This window comes from Thioclava sp. (assembly GCF_048263065.1).
Lineage (GTDB): Bacteria > Pseudomonadota > Alphaproteobacteria > Rhodobacterales > Rhodobacteraceae > Thioclava.
Genome location: NZ_JBLXEM010000002.1, coordinates 388,482 through 407,863, shown reverse-complemented (window position 1 = coordinate 407,863; position 19,382 = coordinate 388,482). Strand labels below are relative to the sequence as shown.

General features: G+C 58.7%; 14 protein-coding genes and 2 pseudogenes. 5 read left to right on the top strand and 11 right to left on the bottom strand.

What is annotated here, in order from left to right:
* Positions 1-75 precede the first annotated feature (75 nt).
* From ACN0SD_RS05075 to ACN0SD_RS05065, 3 genes and pseudogenes are all read right to left on the bottom strand, one after another.
* Positions 76-1,005 (bottom strand): LysR family transcriptional regulator, encoded by a 930-nt coding sequence (locus ACN0SD_RS05075; protein WP_417807132.1) that lies wholly within the window; start codon positions 1,003-1,005, stop codon positions 76-78.
* Positions 996-2,047: pseudogene (locus ACN0SD_RS05070) on the bottom strand (proline racemase family protein). The gene ACN0SD_RS05075 and the pseudogene ACN0SD_RS05070 overlap by 10 nt, the downstream one beginning before the upstream one ends.
* Complete coding sequence (locus ACN0SD_RS05065) at positions 2,044-4,089, bottom strand: FAD-dependent oxidoreductase (protein ID WP_417807131.1); 2,046 nt, start codon at positions 4,087-4,089, stop codon at positions 2,044-2,046. The pseudogene ACN0SD_RS05070 and the gene ACN0SD_RS05065 overlap by 4 nt, the downstream one beginning before the upstream one ends.
* A 96-nt stretch (positions 4,090-4,185) precedes the next feature.
* Between ACN0SD_RS05065 and ACN0SD_RS05060 the strand changes: the two genes are divergently transcribed.
* Entirely contained in the window at positions 4,186-4,800 is a 615-nt protein-coding gene (locus ACN0SD_RS05060) for a TetR/AcrR family transcriptional regulator (protein WP_417807130.1), read from the top strand.
* 1,016 nt (positions 4,801-5,816) lie between these two features.
* Here ACN0SD_RS05060 and ACN0SD_RS05055 read toward each other — a convergent pair.
* The 3 genes and pseudogenes from ACN0SD_RS05055 to ACN0SD_RS05045 form a co-directional block, all read right to left on the bottom strand.
* Positions 5,817-7,046, bottom strand: a complete 1,230-nt coding sequence (locus ACN0SD_RS05055) for a DUF1566 domain-containing protein (RefSeq protein WP_417807129.1) — start codon at positions 7,044-7,046, stop codon at positions 5,817-5,819.
* A gap of 43 nt (positions 7,047-7,089) precedes the next feature.
* A complete protein-coding gene (locus ACN0SD_RS05050; RefSeq protein WP_417807128.1) occupies positions 7,090-7,749 on the bottom strand; it encodes a hypothetical protein in 660 nt (219 codons plus the stop codon).
* A 937-nt stretch (positions 7,750-8,686) separates the two neighbouring features.
* A pseudogene (locus ACN0SD_RS05045) lies at positions 8,687-9,127 on the bottom strand (hypothetical protein); the annotation flags it as partial.
* Between the two features lie 134 nt (positions 9,128-9,261).
* Here ACN0SD_RS05045 and ACN0SD_RS05040 point away from each other — a divergent pair.
* The 3 genes from ACN0SD_RS05040 (at position 9,262) to ACN0SD_RS05030 (ending at position 13,446) form a co-directional block, all read left to right on the top strand.
* Positions 9,262-11,037: an SLC13 family permease gene (locus ACN0SD_RS05040; protein WP_417807127.1), complete on the top strand. Its 1,776-nt coding sequence runs from the start codon at positions 9,262-9,264 to the stop codon at positions 11,035-11,037.
* A gap of 655 nt (positions 11,038-11,692) precedes the next feature.
* Positions 11,693-12,079 carry a nuclear transport factor 2 family protein gene (locus tag ACN0SD_RS05035; RefSeq protein ID WP_417807126.1) on the top strand — a complete coding sequence of 129 codons (387 nt, stop codon included), beginning with the start codon at positions 11,693-11,695 and terminating at the stop codon, positions 12,077-12,079.
* Positions 12,080-12,315: 236 nt separating this feature from the next.
* The gene (locus ACN0SD_RS05030; protein WP_417807125.1) at positions 12,316-13,446 is read left to right on the top strand and encodes a TauD/TfdA family dioxygenase; all 1,131 of its coding nucleotides are present in this window, start codon (positions 12,316-12,318) and stop codon (positions 13,444-13,446) included.
* Between the two features lie 90 nt (positions 13,447-13,536).
* Here ACN0SD_RS05030 and ACN0SD_RS05025 read toward each other — a convergent pair whose 3' ends face one another.
* Positions 13,537-13,962 (bottom strand): RrF2 family transcriptional regulator, encoded by a 426-nt coding sequence (locus ACN0SD_RS05025; RefSeq protein ID WP_417807124.1) that lies wholly within the window; start codon positions 13,960-13,962, stop codon positions 13,537-13,539.
* A gap of 160 nt (positions 13,963-14,122) precedes the next feature.
* Between ACN0SD_RS05025 and hmpA the strand changes: the two genes are divergently transcribed.
* The gene (hmpA, locus tag ACN0SD_RS05020) at positions 14,123-15,304 is read left to right on the top strand and encodes an NO-inducible flavohemoprotein (protein ID WP_417807123.1); all 1,182 of its coding nucleotides are present in this window, start codon (positions 14,123-14,125) and stop codon (positions 15,302-15,304) included.
* A gap of 436 nt (positions 15,305-15,740) precedes the next feature.
* Here the strand turns inward: hmpA and guaB are convergent, their stop codons facing one another.
* The 4 genes from guaB to ACN0SD_RS05000 all read right to left on the bottom strand — a co-directional run bounded on the left by guaB (position 15,741) and on the right by ACN0SD_RS05000 (position 19,279).
* Positions 15,741-17,189: an IMP dehydrogenase gene (gene guaB / locus ACN0SD_RS05015; RefSeq protein WP_417807122.1), complete on the bottom strand. Its 1,449-nt coding sequence runs from the start codon at positions 17,187-17,189 to the stop codon at positions 15,741-15,743.
* 90 nt (positions 17,190-17,279) lie between these two features.
* Positions 17,280-18,242 (bottom strand): tellurium resistance protein, encoded by a 963-nt coding sequence (locus tag ACN0SD_RS05010; protein WP_417807121.1) that lies wholly within the window; start codon positions 18,240-18,242, stop codon positions 17,280-17,282.
* Positions 18,243-18,368: 126 nt separating this feature from the next.
* A complete protein-coding gene (locus ACN0SD_RS05005; RefSeq protein ID WP_417807120.1) occupies positions 18,369-18,986 on the bottom strand; it encodes a GNAT family N-acetyltransferase in 618 nt (205 codons plus the stop codon).
* Entirely contained in the window at positions 18,953-19,279 is a 327-nt protein-coding gene (locus ACN0SD_RS05000; protein WP_417807119.1) for a hypothetical protein, read from the bottom strand. Before ACN0SD_RS05000 ends, ACN0SD_RS05005 begins: the two co-directional genes overlap by 34 nt.
* Positions 19,280-19,382 lie beyond the last annotated feature (103 nt).

The window sequence follows — 19,382 nt, the reverse complement described above, 5'->3', positions numbered from 1 at the left end:
CATCTCTGCTGGGGATATACCTAAAGACCAGAATGACATGAGTGAAATTCGTTATACTTGAGGTTGTGATGAGCATTACTCATTCCTCATCGATTCAAACCGATACGGCTGGTATTCGTTCACATGCTCAATTGTATCGACGATGCTTTCTTGTTCTCGCTCAGCAGCTTGCACAACGTCCTTGAGGCAGTTGCGCGCCAGCTTCGCGAGATCTTCATCAAGATCGTCGCGCCAAACCACCCATGAGGGATAGGGAAATCGTGGCGCATCTGCCACAATCTTCAGCTTTCCACTATCCAGATAGCGTTGAACGGAGCGGGCGGGCACATAGGCGGACGCCCTGCGGTTCACGATATACTCTACCGCCAAAGCCCCCAGCGCCATGGAACGCCCGGAATCCGTCAGATGAGGGACGGCAACGGCGAGGGCATGTGTGAACTCCGGCCCCCAATCCACCGAAACGTAGTCCTTCTTGTCATCAATCGTTGCCTCTGGATAGGACGCGACAAGGATCAACTCATCATCAAGCGCGGGTTCCACCGTCAAGCCGGGTCGCAGTTGCGGTGTATACAGCAGTGCCGCATGCACGATCCCCTCAACAAGAAACCGCGTGATCCGGCTGGGCATACCCACTTCGGCATGAACGCTCAGCTCTGGCATGGCTGTCTGCAGACTGTCTAGCCAGCGAAACCCTAACCGGGGCCAGAGTGAATAGTCGGCCCCGACAAAGAAGGCGCGGGAATAACCCTCGGGGATCGAGATCTGCTGTCGCGCCTCTTCCCAGAGCTTCAGCAGGCTCAGCGCATAGCGTTCAAACTGTTCTCCGGCGGGCGTCAAGACGGCCCCAGCCTTGGAACGGATAAAGAGAGGATGGCCAAGGTTTTCCTCTAGCCGTTGAATTCTCAGGCTGACCGCAGATTGGGTGACAAACAACCGACTACTGGCCGCGATAAACGAGCCGGTTCGTGCGACCTCGATGAAAGTCTTGATGAGAGTTATGTCCATACCCATCCATAAGCAGAACCGATTTTAGCGTCTATCTCTATTGGTTTCACTTTACCATTGAGACCCGTCCTATCAGTGGCAAGTTGATATGTGCCGGTGATCCACGCGCGGCCGGTGATTTCGGGGATGATCGCGGGCGTATCCCCACCGTTGTGGTTTCCGCGATCCGTCCGTGGAATTCAGAATTGAGGATCGAGCGGGCACTGTACGTTTCGCCCATCTGCATCTCCCCGCGTGCATGCCGCAGCGCCATTCGGGCAGAGGTCGCTGTGCCCGTTGGTGAGCGGTCGATCTTGGCGGGCCGGATCGCGACGGCGGCAGATGTGATCAGGTGACTGCCTTCGCGGGTGATTGGCCCGGCGCGCAGGCAGAATGAGAAGTGCCGCCAATCGGAGTTGGTCGGGTGACGAAACACCAGTTGCGCGTTGGTCGCATTGGTGATCGCGACACCCAGATCGGCCAGTGCCTTGGCCTCGGATGCCACAACGTCGAACCCAAGGGTTGCCGCATCGACCACGACAAAGCTGTCACCGCCAAAGGCCGTATCGACGGTGATCTGGCCGATCCCCGGCACGTCCAGCGGCACGGCCATCTCGCCCGCGAAGGAGGGCAAGTTGCGCACGGTGATCCGCTCGGCCTTGCCATTGCGGCATTCGGCGCGCACGCGCACCAGACCGCTAGGGGCTTCCAGCACCATCTCGGTCACCGGTTCCGTCATCGGAATGATCCCGCTATCGAGCCGCCCGGTCGTGACGCAGATCGCGTTCGACCCTGACATCGGTGGCGTGTCCTCTGACACCATGATGATCCAGCCTATCTGAGCCTCGGAATTGATCGGCGGGACCAGCAGGTTCACGTGGAGAAACACGCCGCCGCGCGGTTCGTTGAGCATGAAATAGCGCAGGGTCTGATCCTTGGCGATCTAGTTGCGCTAATCCCACAAGGTCTTGCCCAGTGGCGGGGTTACGCCGCCCACAATGACATCGCCAATCTCGCCTTCGGCGTGGCATGACATGATTGGTTTTGCTGCTGCGCATCTCAGATATCCTTTACGAGTCGTAGGGCGTCATAGATCGCCGCATGGGTGTTGCGTGCCGACACGGCATCGCCAATGCGAAACAGCTGGAACGCGGCGTTTTCATTGCGGTTGACGGTCTGTGCAGTGCACGCAATCAGCGCGTCATAATCAACCTCACCCAGATTGGATGAGTGCGGTTTGAGGTCGAAATACAACGTGTCCAGCGGCAAAGTACCATAGTTCACAACGACCTGATCGACTTGCAACTCATAGGTGTGGTCGCTGTAATCCGTGCCGATCGTGGCGCTCAGCATGTTGCCATTGCGCGCAACCCCCATCAGACGGCGCGTGACGGTAAAGGTCACATCCTTGTCCTGAAGCGAGCGCATATAGGGCACCAGATTCATCGCCATCACATCGGGTGAGAAAGTGCGATCCGGTGTCATAATTTCGACCAAAGCGCCCGTGTTGGCCGCGATCTCGGCAGCTTGCAAGGCAGGATGATCGCCGCTTTCATCGTAGATCAGCACCTTGCCCGCAGGCTTCACATCGCCCGAGATGATGTCCCAGGATGTCACGACATGCGCCTGCTCGCCGGTTTGCTCAAACAGTTCAGTGTTGGGAAGTCCGCCAGTTGCAACGATCACCACGTCGGGGTTCAACGCAGTCACATCCTCCGCCTCGGCCCATGTGTTGAAACGGAAGGTCACGTCCCGCGCGGCGCATTGCGCCATGCGCCAGTCGATGATCCCGATCATCTCACGGCGGCGTGGCGATTGGGCCGTCAGCCGCACCTGACCACCGGGGTCGGCGGCGGCCTCGAACACCGTCACGTCATGCCCGCGCTCGGCGGCAACACGCGCCGCCTCAAGCCCCGCTGGGCCAGCTCCGATGATTACGACCTTCTTTCTTGTCTCGGCCCCCGCGATGTCATGCGGCATGCTCAGTTCGCGCCCGGTGGCGGCGTTGTGGATGCACAGCGCATCCCCCGCCTGATAAATCCGATCAAGGCAGTAGGTCGCCCCGACGCAAGGGCGAATGTCGTCTTCACGCCCGTCGATGATCTTGCGCACGATATGCGGGTCCGCCATATGCGCGCGCGTCATCCCAACCATATCCAAAAGCCCCGCTTGCACGGCATGGCGCGCAGTGGCCACATCTGGAATGCGTGCGGCATGAAAGGTCGGCATGCCCGTCGCCTTGCGCACTTCACCTGCAAAATCGAGATGGGGCGCCGATCTCATCCCTTGGATCGGGATCAAATCGGTCATCGCGGGGTCGGTATGGATGCGCCCCTTCACGACGTTCAGGAAATCGATCTGGCCCGTGGTGGCAAGACGCTTAGAGATCTCCAGCCCTTCTTCAGGCGTGATGCCGCCTTTTTGCGCCTCATCTGCCGTATAGCGCAGACCGACAATGAATTTAGGCCCGACACGCTTGCGGATCGCCGCCACCACATCCATCGGAAACCGCATCCGGTTCTCAAGCGTATCGGCCCCGTATGGGCCCACGAGATCGTTGCTTAGGGGCGACCAGAATTGATCGAGCAAATGGCCGTAAACCTGCAATTCGATCCCGTCCATACCGCCCGATTGCATCCGCTCGGCCGCGTCTGCGAAGTCGCTGATGATCCGCTCAATGTCCCAATCTTCGATCAGCTTGGGAAAGGCGTGGTGCGCGGGTTCGCGGTGCTTGGAGGACGAAACCGAGGGCAACCAGTCCCCCTTGTTCCAGTTGGTGCGCCGCCCCAGATGGGTTAGCTGAATCATGACGGCGCAGCCATGCTCATGCACTGTATCGGTCAGGTTCTGGATCCAGGGAACAACCTCGTCCTTATAGGCAAGAATGTTGTTGAACACGGGCGGGCTGTCGCGACTGACAGCCGCTGATCCCGCCGTCATCGCAAGGGCAACGCCCGCCTTGGCGCGTTCGGCGTGATAGGCCGCGTAGCGTTCTTTAGGCATGCCATCGTGCGGATAGGCGGGTTCATGGCTGGTTGTCATGATCCGATTGCGCAATGTCAGATGTTTGAGTTGGAAGGGTTGAAGCAGCGGGTCAGTGGACATGCGGGGATCCTTCGCGGGTCAAATCGTTCCTGACACAGGTGTCAGAAGGATGCTTTCTCCAATTGACACACCTGTCAAGTTCTTTAGAAAAGTGGCATGATCAATGCTCCGCTCACTCGCCCCCGTGCCAGTCGGAAAGTCTGGCTGGATGCGGCTTATGAACTGTTCGTCTCCGAAGGGATCGAAGCGGTCAAAATCATGCCCTTGGCCAAAAGACTAAACCTGACGCGCACAGGGTTTTACTGGCATTTCAAAGATCTCTCAGAGTTGCATGACGCAATCATCGACATCTGGCAAACACGCAATACCGGCATCGTGCTTGAGCGTTGTGCCGCCCCGGCCCAAAGCCTATGCGCCGGGCTTCTCAACCTGATCGATTGCTGGATCGATGATGATCTTTTCGATGCCCCGCTTGACCTTGCGATCCGCAATTGGGCCCGCAGTGATACCAGATTACAGGCGCTGGTCGATCAGTCCGATCGGGATCGGCTGGTGGCAGTGAAAGGGCTGTTCGAGAGGTTCGCAAGATCAGGCGATGCCGCCCATTACCGTGCGCTGACAGTGATCTTTACCCAGACCGGCTACTACTCGATGCGCATTTGCGAGCCGCGCTTGCAACGCGCAATTGCGGGTTGTCATTATGCCGAGATTTTCGCAGGCGAAGCGCCGACCCAAGCCGAAGTCGAGGCATTCCTCAATCGTCACCGCTAAGCCTATCCTCACCGCAAGCGCAGGGGCGAAATCAGCAATTTCGATGCAGCCCAAATGTATGTGTCGACTGCTATTTGCAATCGAGAATTTGGCACGCCTTTGAAAATCCTCATATGTATCCGGCCTGTTGATCGGTTCGCGGGCCGTGGCCTTGATGGGGTACGAATGCCGCTGGTCTCATTCTCGACAAGGTCCATTATGATCACTTTCGCGCCTGCACGAACAGCATTCGCAAGGAACGGCTGCCTCGCTTGGTGATCCGACCAAAGATTGTTCGCCCAAGAGCGAAGTGCTCTTTGTATTGTTGCTGATGCAGGCGCGATCATTTTTGAGGCAACCGGCACATTGTCGGCCAGATACTCAATCCGGTCGAGGAGCCAGCGGTGCGTCTCTAGGGTCCTGTCGAGCGCGTTGTGCTAGAACAGAATACCGACCAAAGGCAGCATCGCTTTTCTCCGCACCGCAGGGTGCGGTACGGCAGACCCCTGCCCCCTTGAATGGTTTCTTTCGTCATCAGGGCTGTTTTCGCGTTCATCCGTCCAGACATCGCACGCAACACCGCAGGATCACGACGAAAAAACCGAAGACGTGGCCTAGTGAGCTACCAACTTACCTACCCGGCAAAGCGGGGCCGGATTCGAACTGGCGGCTTCCAGGTTGGCTCCGCTTTTCTACGCCAATTGTGACCCGACATAGTTGCGCCAAATGTGGCCGAGCGTCCTGATCTCATACTATGCCACAGGAAAGGGCTGCGCACCCTCCGCCGAATTAAACGTCGCTGTCGCGCGCACGGGCACCTATATATGTCACTATGACCGCTGAGCCGCCATGCGGCTTCACCGAACCGGCCGTTCGTGTATCGCGCGGCATTTCAATCGTCCAAAAGAAGGCTGCGCACGAAGTCCAATGAGGCTTTCGATGGTCGAGGTGCTGGTTTCCTTCGTTCTAGAAACAGGTCTTCCAGCCGCGCTCGCACATGTGAAGGACGCCCCTCATTCACATGCGCCAAAGTTGGTTTAGCGCACGCAGCGTACCAGATTGTCGGCGCGGTCCACATCGCAGGCGTTGACCGAACACAGGTCTTCATCCGTCAGCTCTTGGCCCTTCAGCGTCTTAATCGAGGAGCGTTGCGCACCGGCGCCATGCCAGTCGGTATACTCGGTCTGATCGCCTGCTTTGCTGAGAGCTTTGCCAAAGACGATGACGTTGGCGTGGGACTTGATGTCGCCAAAGGTCGTGCTGGTCCAGTAATCGAGCGTTTCGGAATCCTGCGTGATGCCAAAGACAGTCGTGTCGATGGCAGGGAACGTCGTCTTGGCGTAATCGACGATGCTTTGCAGCTCCTTGGAGTTCGGCAGATACCAGTCCTGATGCCCGCCCAGATCCAGCGCCTCGCAATAGGCAAGCGCATCATCCCATTCGCGCCGTGTGCCGTCATCGGCCTGTTGCCACATTCGCCCGGTGGCGGTGTCGGTCACCGTGCCATCGGCGTTGTCGACAAAGGCATTGACGCCGTAGGTATTTTCTTTGCCGCTGACACAGCGGACATAATTGCCCGGCGCCTGACCGTTGGCCGGGCCATTCGCAAGCCCGCTACTGGCGGCAGCTTCACCGGTAAAGAAATTCAACCCCGTACCATAAGCCTTGATATGCCCATCTGCGAAATTGAACCCGAATGCGCCCTGGTTTTCGTCGTTGATGATGGGGCCTTTGACGTAGAGCGTGCTGCTCCAGTATTGCCCGGCAAAGATCATTTGTGCTTTGGGATACTCGAAATCAAAGACCGTGGTGTCGATATAGGGTGTCGGGCTGCCCTCTTCAGGTTTGAGCAATTCTCCCCGGAAATCGGCGAGCGAATACAGCTCTTTGATCGTGGGCACGCGCCAGTTTGACAGCCCGCCCAATTCCAGCGCCGCGCAATAGCTGGCGGCCTCGGCGAATTGCAATCGCTTGGTTTGCGGTGTCTTTTGCCAGACCAGCCCGGTATTATCATCGCTTACGGTGCCGTCGCCGTTATCAGCATAGGAGGCGGCAAGGCGGGGGTGCTGGGCGTCCTGACCGTAAAACGCCTCTCCCTTGGCGGGGCAGTCGATGGCCGATCCTGTCAAATCAAAGCAGTGGTCCTGCATCGTATCGACCAAAGAAGTGGTGACCTGTTGGGCCCACCCGGCCTGAGCCGAAAAGGTGACAAATGCGGGCAGCAGGATGGCTCGAGCCGTCGATAGGGTCGGAGGGCGAATGGTCATAGCGGTCTCCTTGCGTTGCGAGTCTTCTGAACGGTATTGCACGTCACGCCCAAGGTGGGGCGGCAAGGATGAGATGGGTTAGCGTGGCATTCAGTGCGTAAAACCCCCAATGCAGGGAATAGGCCCAGCGAAATCCGGCCTGCACCTTCAGGTAGAGATAAGGGAGCAATGCGCCTAAAGCGGTCGCGGACGGGGTAAAGCGGGTGACATAGACGGGCGTGAACCCTTCGAACATCAGTAACAGATGAAAGCCGCCGAATGCCACCGCCATCCCGATGGTGATGGCAAGCAGGCCATATCCCGCCCGAGCCGCCGTCAAAACAAGTGCAGCCACAAGGGTTTGCCGGAACAGGATCTCCGCCGATTTCGGCAGATAATACCAGGCCGAAGCGAACATGAACTCTGGCGCTTCCGACGGTGCGCGCAGTTCGGAAACCTTGGGCAGCAGCGGCAAGGCATAGACCACGAACAGGGCTAAGCCGCCCAGAATGCGCAGAAACACAAGCCCCTCGCGCGCAATGGTGCGACGGTTCAGGCCCGCAGCGATCAGCGGGCGAAACAGCCAAAGTGCGGCTGCCGCCCAGCTAAGGTAATAGGCGGTGAACAGCACGGGTTCATGATCATACCCGCCGCCCATGCCGAGGCCGGATACAAACGAGTAATACCCCTGATTAGATAACAGCCACAGGCCCGCTACGATCACGACAGCGCCACCTAATTTTCCAAGGTCGTGGACTGTGGGGGCCCGGTTTCGGGCGCATTGCTGTAAACTGGTGAATGCGTGGTTCAACCCCTCCCGCTACAGGTGCGGTGTCGCCGGCGGCGCAGCCTTGCGGCGGTGGTTCTACGAGGACATAAAGTAGAACATCGTTCTGCATCTGCGGCTGCTGCTTGCCGTTACCCCGACACCTCTAGCGCGGGGCGAGCGACGGCTTGCGTCACAAACCGTCTCGCCTTCTACGAAAGTGCAGCCGGTGTTCGCCGCAAGACAGCCCAGAATTTGGTTCAATCCTGCAGCACCTACGAATTATTGGTAAGGTAATCATATGCCCGCTACCAGAGACAAACGAGCTGTCGGTATCTGCCGCTGATATTGCAAAACTCCGCAATCAAAAATTACTTCCGAAACTTGGAACATCGTTCTCGCCACGGCCCAAATGGTAAAGATTGTTTGTTTAGGCAAAGAGGACATTTTTTAAACCATACTGGTCCAAAGCGGTTGTTCGTGTCGGCTATGAGCAATATCCGGTTTGGGCGGCCCTCTCCAAGGCCGCGCCGTTTGGATCGCGAATTGCTGCACCGGCTCGATCATTCAGAGCGGGCTCGAAGTCGTCATGCGGCGGTGCGGCTAGGGTCAGCATCTGAGATACGGGCAAGGTTCTACACGACTGGCACAATGCAGACATTCAGCATATTGGTTGCGCCGCCCCGAAAGCGCTCACTGGTGCTCATCGCAGCATTTTCACCCATCCGACGACCGTTCAGTGGAAAAAGCTGTTGTTGAAGAACTTTTCGCAACAGGCTGCATTGGGGCAGCAACCGCCACCATCGCGATTACGTTAGCCCGCAGACTTCGATTGCGGGGGCATTTTTGGAAAGCCAACTCAGGTAGCGGGCATTTGTTGCCGCCTTGGTTGGAATATGCGGATGAACACCCACCGTGTTGCCCCCCTCTCGGTGTTGCTTTGCATGCGCCTGCCGGGCAACGGGTCAATCGCCACGAAGAGATAACGGCGCCGGCTCTCATCGGCCATCCGTCGCCTGACAGGTGAATGTTCGCGTTCACCTGCCAGATGGGGCAGGTATTTCACATCGATATGGATGTAGCCGGGCATGTATGCCTTGAAGGCGCTGTGTTTCGGCCGGGTTGGCTTGGCCTGCGGGTCGTGCAGGTTCCCCACACCGTTACGACACAGGCAGCGATCCAGCCCCGAGCGCGAGACATTCGGATTCAGGAACTCACGGACGACAGCCAGCAAGTCGTCGAGCGATACCTGAAGCGTCTTGCGCAGCGCCACCGCGACTTCTTCCTGCGCGGGCGTCAGCGTCTTCTGAAACCGGTGCGACGCGTAGCGCCTGTCGGCCTATCGCCCATCGCTGTGATGGCACCTCTTCGATCTTGCGTTCATGTTTGGCGCTTCATTTTGATGCCCTGAAGGTCGACAGCGTGTACATTGCCATTTCGGCCTTAACGAAACTCCGCTAGGCTTCCGCCATGCAGGCTGAATTAACACAGATTTTTGTCCTATTGGGGGTGGTGTTCGCGCTTCTTGTCTGGGGCCGCATTCGATATGATCTTGTCGCCTTTGGCGCTTTGATCCTGGCGGCGACGCTTGGGCTGGTGGCAACGCAGGATGTATTCTCCGGGTTCGGACATCCAGCGGTAGCCATCATTGCGCTGGTCCTGATCGTCAGTCGGGGGCTGTCTTCATCCGGTGCCGTCGAGCTTATTGCCTCCAAGCTCATCGACCCGCAACGACCGCTGCCGCTGCATATTGCCGTCGTGGCAGCTTTGGCCGCCGGTTTATCTGCGATCATCAACAACGTCGCGGCATTAGCGCTTCTGATGCCCCTTGATATTGAGGCCGCCCGCAAAGCAAAACGCGCAGCCGGTCAAACTCTGATGCCGCTTTCGTTCGCAACAATTTTAGGCGGCATGATCACGCTGATCGGGACACCGCCAAATATCGTCATCTCAGAGTATCGTCAGGGCGTTTTGGGCGAACCCTTTGGCATGTTCGACTTTGCGCCTGTCGGGCTTGCCGTCGCCGTTGCCGGAATTGCCTTTGTTTCGCTTGTTGGGTGGCGGCTCCTGCCATCGCGAAGCTCTCTGCTGGACACGGAAGAAGAGGTCAGCAAGGGCCGGTACGTCGCCGAACTGCGTATCGGTGAGCAAACCGTGCAAGAGGGCATGGTGGTTGGCGACCTTTACCCCAAAGCCAACGATGCCGACGTCCACATTCTGGGCCTGATCCGCCACGGCAAGCGCGTCCGCGGTCTGGCACATCGCGAAGAGGTGCTCCCGGGTGACTTTCTGGTCGTCGAAGGTGATCCCAAATCCATCGAATCCTTCATGGGACAGGCAGGGCTTGACTTTGCAGGGGCGGAAAAACACGAAGGCGGCGTCGTCGCGCCGGGCCTGACCTTGTCGGAGGCCATCGTACCTGTAGGCGCGCGGATCGAGGGGCGCACGTCGCGCAGCCTGAACCTCTTGCAACGTCACTCGGTCACGCTTTTGGGGGTCGCGCGGGGCGGAAAGAGTTTCCAGACCCGTGTGCGTCTACTGCCGATCCGTGGCGGCGATGTCCTGCTGCTTCTTGGAACGCCGGACCGGGTCGCCGCAGCCATAGATTGGCTCGGTGTGCTTTCGCTTGAGGGGCGGCAAACCGAAGTGGTCCAGCGCAGCAAAGCGGGCCTGTCGATAGGGGTGTTCATGCTTGCCGTTGCCTTGGCAGTCTTCGGGCTGCTGCCCTTGTCCGTGGCGCTTGGCGGTGCTGTGATCGCCTATGTCGTGCTGGGCCTTGTCAGTGCGCGTGAAGTCTATGCATCGGTAGAGTGGAAAGTCATCGTCCTTCTTGCCAGCCTGATCCCACTGGCGGAGGCGTTTGAACATTTTGGCGGGGCGGACCTGATCGCCAAGCAGATTGTGAGCCTGAGCGAGGGCTACCCCGCATGGGTGTCGCTGGTCGCGCTGATGGTCGTGACGATGACGCTGTCGGATTTTCTGAACAACGTGGCCACGACCTTGATCGCAGCGCCAATCTCGATGTCGATCGCAGCCGCGACCGGAACCAATCCTGACACATACCTCATGACGGTTGCCGTAGCTGCGTCATGTGCTTTCCTCACCCCGATTGGTCATAAGAACAACACTCTCATTCTGGGGCCTGGCGGTTACCGCTTTGGCGACTATTGGCGTATCGGTCTGCCGCTGGAAGTCATCGTTATCTGCGTCGCCGTTCCGACCATACTCTTCGTCTGGCCGCTGTAAATTACGAGAAAATGGCGTGGCTGGCTCTTCGCTGCCCTTGCGTGTCGATCGCCAATGTCGCGGTGCGGCGTGTGAGAACCGTCATTCATTGTGAATCGCAGACACCCTCCGGCGCGGCCGCTAAGCCGAACTTGCCGATCACCTAAACCGCGCCTTTGGCACCGATCTGCGTTATCGCGCGATACTGATCGAGGACTTCAAGGCCGACCGAAGCGCCAAACTGGGCGATTTCATCGGCGCGATCATTGCCGGGATCTACCAAAGTAGCCGCGACGGGGCGCCCGCATCAAGCATGGGATGCGTATTTCGCAGCGATTGCCAGCTAGATACGACGGAAATGCTGCCTTTAAGAAAAAGAATGTGGGCGCAATCCCGTGACGTCAATACATTATCCTGCCCTTTCGAAACCGGGGCAGGGATCCGAAATGGTCCGCGTGGATCTGAATATCGACTAGCGCCTTGATCTGCTGCGAGGCAGACTTTGGCGACAGGCTGAACTCTGCCCCCGCGCACGAAATCAACCTATGGGGCGCGCCGGGGCAGAACTGCTCGAACATCTTGGGATTACAGGACATGGCTACAAACATGTCTTACAGCTATCTGCTCAGCAGACATCCATGTTACGCTAGATGCAGTCGAATACAGAAAGGCCAACATGCCTATCAACCCGCAGCAAAATAAGAAAAATGCCCTCGCGTTCTATGATCTGATGTTTAACAAATGCGAGCCGCGCGCCGCCATCGAACAGTTTGCGGGCGACGATTACGTTCAGCACAATCCGCATGTCGCAGACGGCAAGGACGCGTTTATTGCTTATTTTGAGCGCATGGCGCGCGAATACCCTGGCAAAGTCGTTCACTTCAAACGCGCGATTGCCGAAGAGGATAAGGTGGTCCTGCATTGCCACCAAATCTGGCCGGACAGTGACGATTATGCGGGGATCGACATCTTTAGGTTCGACGCCAATGGAAAAATCGTCGAGCATTGGGACGTCTTGCAAGTGATCTCTGGACCCTCGCAAAACGACAATGGCTTGTTCTAGATTTGCGGTTTCGGCGCTGTTTTGCCGCAAGCAGGCTTCGGGCTTGGGTCTATGCTTTTGCTTGTCGCAAAAGCAGATCGGACCTAATGTTTCTCCATGAGACCTGATTTCACTCATTTTGAGCTGGGCTGGCGTGCCATCGGTGCGCCCTACGGAAAGACGCAGGAATGGTGGCCGCCACCCTGTCATTGATGCGCTTGTCTGCGATCAACATCTCAAAATGAACAGGAAACCTGATGACCATAACCAATCTTGTGGTCCGCGCTGACACGCTTGTCGTGACTTGGGCGGACGATAGCACGACTTCATTCCCAACCATCTGGCTGCGTGACAATTGCCCCGCGGGGCTGCACCCGCAAACCCATGAACGGCTGCTGGATTTGCTGGCATTGCCAGCCTTGCCCGTGCTGATCTCGGCACAGATTGAGGGGGGAAACGTCGTGCTCAGCTATAACGACGGCCATGTCAGCCAGATGCCCGTGGCCCTGCTAGACGCCCATCGCCCCGGTCAACGCGCGCAAGACGCGGCCGCCATCGCACCCCAGCTTTGGCGGGCAGATATGACTGCCGCAACCGTCCCCCGTCACGCGGCGGCCCCGATCATGCTGGACGATCAAGCGTTGACTGCATGGATGTACGAGACCGCGAAATTCGGCATTGCGATTGTCGATCACCTTGAGGATCAAACCAGCGCGGGCGTCGATGTGGCCAAGCGGATCGGTTTTCTGCGCGAAACCAATTTCGGCACGACGTTTGAGGTGATCAACAAGCCCGATCCGAACAATCTGGCCTATACCTCGGTAGCCTTGCCGCTGCATACGGATTTACCAAACCAAGAGGTGCCACCGGGGTATCAATTTCTGCATTGTCTGGCCAATGAGGCAACAGGGGGCGGCTCGCTTTTCGCGGATGGCTTTGCGATGGCCGAGGACCTTCGGATCGAAACCCCCGAGGCCTTTCGCTTGCTGTGCGAGGTGCCCATTCCCTTCCGCTTTCATGACCGCGACGCCGACATCCGCGTCCATGAGCCGGTGATCACGCTGAACAATGCGGGCGAGGTCATCGAGATCCGATTCAACGCCCATCTGGCGGGGATTTTCGATATGCCGTCCGCGATAATGCCCGACTATTATCGCGCCTATCGCGCCTTTATGGCGAAGACGCGCGATCGGAAATACCGCCTGACCCTAAAGCTAAAAGGCGGCGAGATGGTGGTTTTTGATAATCGCCGGGTGCTACACGGTCGAGACTCGTTTGATCCCTCAACCGGGTTTCGCCATCTGCACGGCTGCTATGTTGACCGTGGCGAATACGCCTCGCGCCTGCGTTTGTTGGCGCGCAACGTTGGCATTGAGACCGTGGCATAACGGAGCGCCAAGGCGGCGTCAGACGGTGCTCTTGCGCAAACAGCGCAAGGGTGCCTATTTGAAAAAGCCCTGTCCAACGGATCACCACCTTCAAGATGCTGTCAGGCCAAACTCGCTGGGCGAGATCGCAATGTCTGCAATCGAGTATTTGTCCAGTGTCACCAGAAACGCAGCGCGCGCTTCAGCCAGCGGAGAGATCAAGCGGCAGGACGCGGTAATGGTGCAATCGCTTCTGCTTCGCATACACGCGACGAGGTCGAAATCCGTCTCCATGTGGCGCACGATCTCTCCGACGCCAATCTCGTGGGCGGCCCGGGCAAGATGCAGCCCGCCGGACCGGCCGCGTTGTGCAGTCAGAAATTCACCCCGTGTCAGTGCGTTGACCACCTTCATGACGGTGCTGCGCGGCGCGCCATAGGCCTCGACGAGATGATCGATCGTGAAGCGGCGGTCTTTGATCGAGGCTGCGTAAATCATGACGCGCAAGGCAAGATCTGTCGTGTCGTTCAAGCGCATTCGCACATCTCTCCTGATGCAGGCATCCCCTCACGCGGCCCATCTCGCAATGCGGGATCGGACACAATGTCGCAGGCATAAACATACCTGTGATTGGCATCTTAATGTCGCGCCAAATAGAGACGCCGTATCAGCATGTTTGATAACTCAGGAGACAAAGATGGCCAAGCCGCTCTCAGAAGAAACACTTGCGATAATCGAAGCCACCGCACCGGTCGTGGCGCAGAACGTCGATCAGATCGTTCCGGTCATGTATCGCCGCCTGCTTGCCGCCCCCGAGATCCGAGCGCTTTTCAACATGTCGCACCAGCACGGCAATTCGCCCCAGCACAAGGCTCTGGCGGGCGCGCTGGTGGCCTATGCCACCCATATCAGAAATCCCGGAGTGCTTATTGATGCGCTGGAGCGGATCGCACAAAAACATGTCGGGCTCCAGATCCTGCCCGAGCATTACCCGCATGTCGGGAATGCCTTGCTGGGCGCTGTCGCCGAGGTCTTGGGCGAGGCCGCGACCCCCGAGATCCTCAACGCTTGGGGCGAAGCCTACTGGTTTCTTGCCGACACACTTATCGCGCGCGAAGAGCAGATCTACGCCGGATCGGAAAAGCAGGATGGCGGTTGGCGCGGCTGGCGACGCTTTAGGATTGACGCAAAGGTCGCGGAAACATCCGAGATCACATCGTTCACGCTTACCCCGGTGGATGGCCTACCCGTTCTCAAACATCGCCCCGGCCAATATCTGAGCTTCCGTTTCACCCCCGTGGAGGGCGAGGAATACCGTCGAAACTACTCAATCTCCTCTGCCCCAGATGGCGTATCCTACCGCATCACGGTTAAACGCGAGCCGGGTGGGCGCATCTCCAATTGGCTGCATGACTCCGTAGAAATCGGCGAGGAGATTGATGTGGCAGCACCCGCAGGTGAATTCTTCCTCGACCCAACAGACAAGCAAGAGATCGTGCTTTTGTCGGGCGGTGTCGGCCTCACGCCGATGATGTCGATGCTCGAGAGCTATGGGGGCGGCGATCTGCGGATGGTCTACGTCCACGCGACCCAGAATGGCCACCATCACGCAATGCGCGACGCCTCGCGCCTCAAGGCACATGAAAGTCACGTTTTCTACGAGACGCCCGAAGAAAGTGATGTCGCGGATGGTGTTCATGCAGGCCGCGTTGATCCGAGTTGGTTGGTTCAGATCAGTAACCCGGCAACGGCCGACTATTTCGTCTGCGGCCCAACTGGGTTCATGCAGGAGATGGTAAAAGGCCTCAAGGCGGCAAATGTTCCGGAAACTCGGATTCACTACGAGTTCTTCGGACCTGCGACTGCCCAAATCGGCTGACACTCACGCCCGGCGCTCTTTGGCACGAGCGGCGGGCGCACAGCAGAACTGCGGCTGAGGTTTCATCGGCAGTATCTCTCCGGCGCGTTATTTGGCAAAGGGGGGGAAGGTATGAAAGATAAGTGATGCAGTTGCAGCATCAGTTGTGAGTGTCCCAAGCTAGCCATACGCTTCACTCCCGAGAGTGAGCAGCCGTTATATTTGCCAGCAATCAGAGCTACGAGATCCGACTTCCCGGGAAGCGCCAACTTGAGCCGATCGGTGCCGCCAGATCTGCTTTCAGTTGCACTTCAACCCTATCCTTTTTGCTTCAGTCGGCTTCAGTAATTGGGCGTCAAAGCACGATGTATTCTGTCGGGTTCATGCCGCACTCACCGCAATAAAAAACGCGCAACCCGTTGAGCTGCGCGTCACTTTTTTACTCAATTTCAAGCAATTAACCAATCCGATAATTCGGACTTTCGCGGGTGATTTGAACGTCGTGGACGTGGCTTTCCTTCAGCCCCGCGCCGCTGATGCGTACAAACTTGCAGCCTCCGCGCATATTAGCGACCGTGGCCGATCCAGTATAGCCCATCGCGGCGCGCAGGCCGCCCACGAGCTGGTGGATCACCGCGCCGGCGGGGCCTTTATAGGGGACTTGGCCTTCGATGCCCTCGGGCACCAGCTTGTCGCTTGCGGCATCTTTCTGGAAATAGCGATCCGCCGAGCCGCGCGCCATCGCGCCAAGGCTGCCCATGCCGCGATAGGATTTATACGAGCGGCCCTGATACAAGATCACCTCGCCGGGAGATTCATCGGTGCCCGCAATTGCCGAGCCGACCATCGCGCAGGACGCGCCCGCCGCGATTGCCTTGGCGAAATCGCCCGAGAATTTGATGCCACCATCGGCGATGATCGGAATATCGCCCGCCGCGCTTGAGGCATCCATAATCGCAGTTAGTTGCGGCACGCCCACGCCCGCGACGATCCGCGTGGTGCAGATCGAGCCGGGACCGATCCCGACCTTGACCGCATCCGCTCCCGCCCCGATCAGGGCGCGCGTCGCCTCGGCGGTGGCGACATTGCCCGCCACCACCTGTACGCCCTCGCGGAAGGCTTTCACACGCTCAACAGCGCGCGCCACGCCCTCGGAATGGCCGTGTGCTGTGTCGATCACAATCAGATCGCAGCCCGCCTCGATCAGCGCGCAAGAGCGTTCATAACCAGCATCTCCCACGGTCGAGGCCGCAGCGACCCGCAAACGGCCCTTTTCATCCTTGCAGGCCAGCGGGTGCAACACCGATTTCTCGGTATCTTTCAGCGTCAAAAGCCCGGTCAGCTTGCCCGACCCGTCGGTGACCAGCAGTTTCTCGATCCGACGCTCTTTCATCAATTCGCGCGCCTGCTCGCGATCCGCCGGCTCGGTCAGAACAGCCAGATTGTCATGGCTCATCATCGCCGAAACCGGGGTCTTGTCGTCGCTCGCAAAGCGCATGTCGCGATTGGTGACGATCCCGACAACGCGCTTGTCGCCATCCACCACCGGAAAACCAGTGATGTTGTATCGCTCCATCAACGCTTTGGCATCGGCCAGCGTTTGATCGGGGCGCAAGGTGATCGGGTTGTAAACGATGCCGCTTTCAAAGCGCTTCACCCGGCTCACATCATTTGCTTGCTGCTCAATCGTGAGGTTGCGGTGGATCACGCCCATGCCGCCTGCCTGCGCCATTGCAATCGCCATGCGCGCCTCGGTGACGGTATCCATCGCTGAACTCAGCAGCGGGATGTTAAGACGGATCGAACGGGTCACATTTGTGGCGACGTCTGCGTCCGAGGGCAGCACGGATGAGGCTGCGGGAACAAGAAGGACATCATCAAAGGTGAGTGCCTCGCGAATCTGCATGGGGGATCTCCGGGTCCAGATGCGTTTGGCAGTTTCCTGTTTCACGCAATCACCGCAAAGGCAACCCCCCGAAGGTGCAAGCCGGCGTTGCTATGCGATTGCGGCGTTTGTCTTAAGCGCAAGCTGGCCCTTCATCCAAAGCTGGATCACTTTGATCGCAATCGGAATGATCACGACAGTCGCCACTACCAGCAGCAACGCGCCGGGCAGCGCCCAGATACCACCGACTGCCAGCCAGCATCCTGCGGTGGCTGCCAACGGAAAAGTCAACGCCCCCCAAAGCGGCGTAAAACCCGAGGCCAAAAGCCAGCGCGCAGACACCACCAAAGCAATCAGATAGCCCGCAGACAGCAGCGCCATCACCTGCGCAATCCCCTCGGCGTTATAGGTTGCGCCCGCCGTTCCGATCAGCGCCGCCGGGGCAAGATGGATCGCCAGCAACGGGCGCAACGGTGCAGGCACGCTTTCGCGCGAAAATTGTTGCAAGGAGATCGCCCAAATACAAAGCGCCGAGATCAGCGACGCCCAGAACAGCCAAATCGCAATCGCGGCGAACCCAAGACTTTGAGCCGCAACCGCGCCCACGATCCAGCCGGTAAAGATCAACTGCCAGACCGGAGTGACGCGGCGCTGCTCGGCCGGCCCCCGCAGAAGGTCAATGATAACGAAGATGTTAAAGACCAGATGCAACGCGATGGTGCCCAAGAAAATAACGCTTGCCACATTCGAACAGGGCGCCAAGGCGACCGCGACCAAATACTGTGACAACACGATCGCCGCCAATCCCGCACGGCCGGGCAGGATGCGGAAATCTTCATGAAGCACGCCGGGGCGGCGCAGGAATTTCACCGCATAGGCGACAAGTGCAAAAATCGCGAGCAAGGTGACCCCACCCAACAACGCCTCGGCCAGCGCGGGGGGCAAGGCGAACTGATCGACCCCGCGCCGCCACGCAGTCCCAAGGCCCATCAACCCCAGAATAGGCGGGAATGCGGCAGGCGGCGTGCGCCGGAACAAGCCCTTGGGTGTGGGTTTGGCGGGGGCAAATGACATAATGAGGCCTCTCTTGGCGCGTCTTCTAGGTCAGATCATCGCGCGCGTGCCGCGTCAAAATGACCGATTTTGTTACTCAGGCAAAGCCTTAGCGGAGCAGTTTGGCAAAATCTAGGCGAACTCTCGCTAGTTTGGCACCACCCACGCGGTTGCGCCCAAAGGGTGAGGTTGCGCGCCCGTGCCCAGTTTGAAATGCATCCGCCCTGCCCCGTCTTCCGAGTTGATATCACCCAAATCAAAACACGCACCTCCCTTGCGACGCAGCCACAACGCTGCGTGCCACAGCCCGAAATTATGCGCCCCGACACGGCGTCCCTGCGCCCCGCTCCAGCCGATATGATAGCTCGCCCCCGCGCCGTGACGCAGCACGACCAACCCGGCCAACCGCTGCCCGTCGCGATCCTCAACCCGCCACGCGCGCAAGCCATCGGGTGCACATTTGGCCCAAGCCTGCGTGAAACTTGCAGGCAAGGCACGATAGCCGCGCGCCGCCTGCTGGGCCAGATCGGCGCGCAAAATCCAGTCGATTTTGCGCTCAACGCGCTGGCGCAGACCGGCACGCTCGGCTGCAACCAGTCGGTTGCGCCATTTCCCCGCAAGCCCCGCGCGCAAGTCTTGCTCAGCGGGCGAGAGCGACCAGATCGCGTGATGGCGCGGCGAGATCAGCGGGATCAGGCCAAACCCGCCAACGGCCCGCTCTGGCGTGGCGATCACAACGCCGACGCGGCGCGCCAGCCTGCGCAATGCCGCCTGTTGTACAATCTGCGCGACATCTGGCCCAAAAAGACATCTGGCCCAAAAACCGGCCCGCGCGAGATCAGCCACAGCTTTGAGCGCGCAATCATCTGCACCAACCCGATCCGCACAGTGCCCGAGCGGATCTCGACCCGCGCGACCTTGCGCCCCAGCGCGCGCATCACATCGCCATACTGCGCAGATTGCTGAAAAGCGCCCGCGCCGGGGCCTGCAAGCGCCTCAAGGGCGGCCTGCCAATTGGCCCCCTCGAACGGGTGCAGGGAAATATTGGACGCTCTCATAGCCCCGTTAAGACAGGATTTACCTAAAAAGCGCTTAATGGCGGGCGTGAATATCGAGAGAGGATCACGATGCGCCGAAAACCCCACATCCCTGCCCCGCGCA

Bases quoted from the DNA above. Each gene is read 5' to 3' on its own strand.
- ACN0SD_RS05025 (WP_417807124.1), bottom strand. From the start codon at position 13,962: ATGCGCTTGAACGACACGACAGATCTTGCCTTGCGCGTCATGATTTAC.
- guaB (WP_417807122.1), bottom strand. From the start codon at position 17,189: ATGCAGATTCGCGAGGCACTCACCTTTGATGATGTCCTTCTTGTTCCC.
- hmpA (WP_417807123.1), top strand. From the start codon at position 14,123: ATGGCCAAGCCGCTCTCAGAAGAAACACTTGCGATAATCGAAGCCACC.
- ACN0SD_RS05075 (WP_417807132.1), bottom strand. From the start codon at position 1,005: ATGGACATAACTCTCATCAAGACTTTCATCGAGGTCGCACGAACCGGC.
- ACN0SD_RS05030 (WP_417807125.1), top strand. From the start codon at position 12,316: ATGACCATAACCAATCTTGTGGTCCGCGCTGACACGCTTGTCGTGACT.
- ACN0SD_RS05035 (WP_417807126.1), top strand. From the start codon at position 11,693: ATGCCTATCAACCCGCAGCAAAATAAGAAAAATGCCCTCGCGTTCTAT.
- ACN0SD_RS05040 (WP_417807127.1), top strand. From the start codon at position 9,262: ATGCAGGCTGAATTAACACAGATTTTTGTCCTATTGGGGGTGGTGTTC.
- ACN0SD_RS05055 (WP_417807129.1), bottom strand. From the start codon at position 7,046: ATGACCATTCGCCCTCCGACCCTATCGACGGCTCGAGCCATCCTGCTG.
- ACN0SD_RS05000 (WP_417807119.1), bottom strand. From the start codon at position 19,279: ATGAGAGCGTCCAATATTTCCCTGCACCCGTTCGAGGGGGCCAATTGG.
- ACN0SD_RS05010 (WP_417807121.1), bottom strand. From the start codon at position 18,242: ATGTCATTTGCCCCCGCCAAACCCACACCCAAGGGCTTGTTCCGGCGC.
- ACN0SD_RS05065 (WP_417807131.1), bottom strand. From the start codon at position 4,089: ATGTCCACTGACCCGCTGCTTCAACCCTTCCAACTCAAACATCTGACA.
- ACN0SD_RS05060 (WP_417807130.1), top strand. From the start codon at position 4,186: ATGATCAATGCTCCGCTCACTCGCCCCCGTGCCAGTCGGAAAGTCTGG.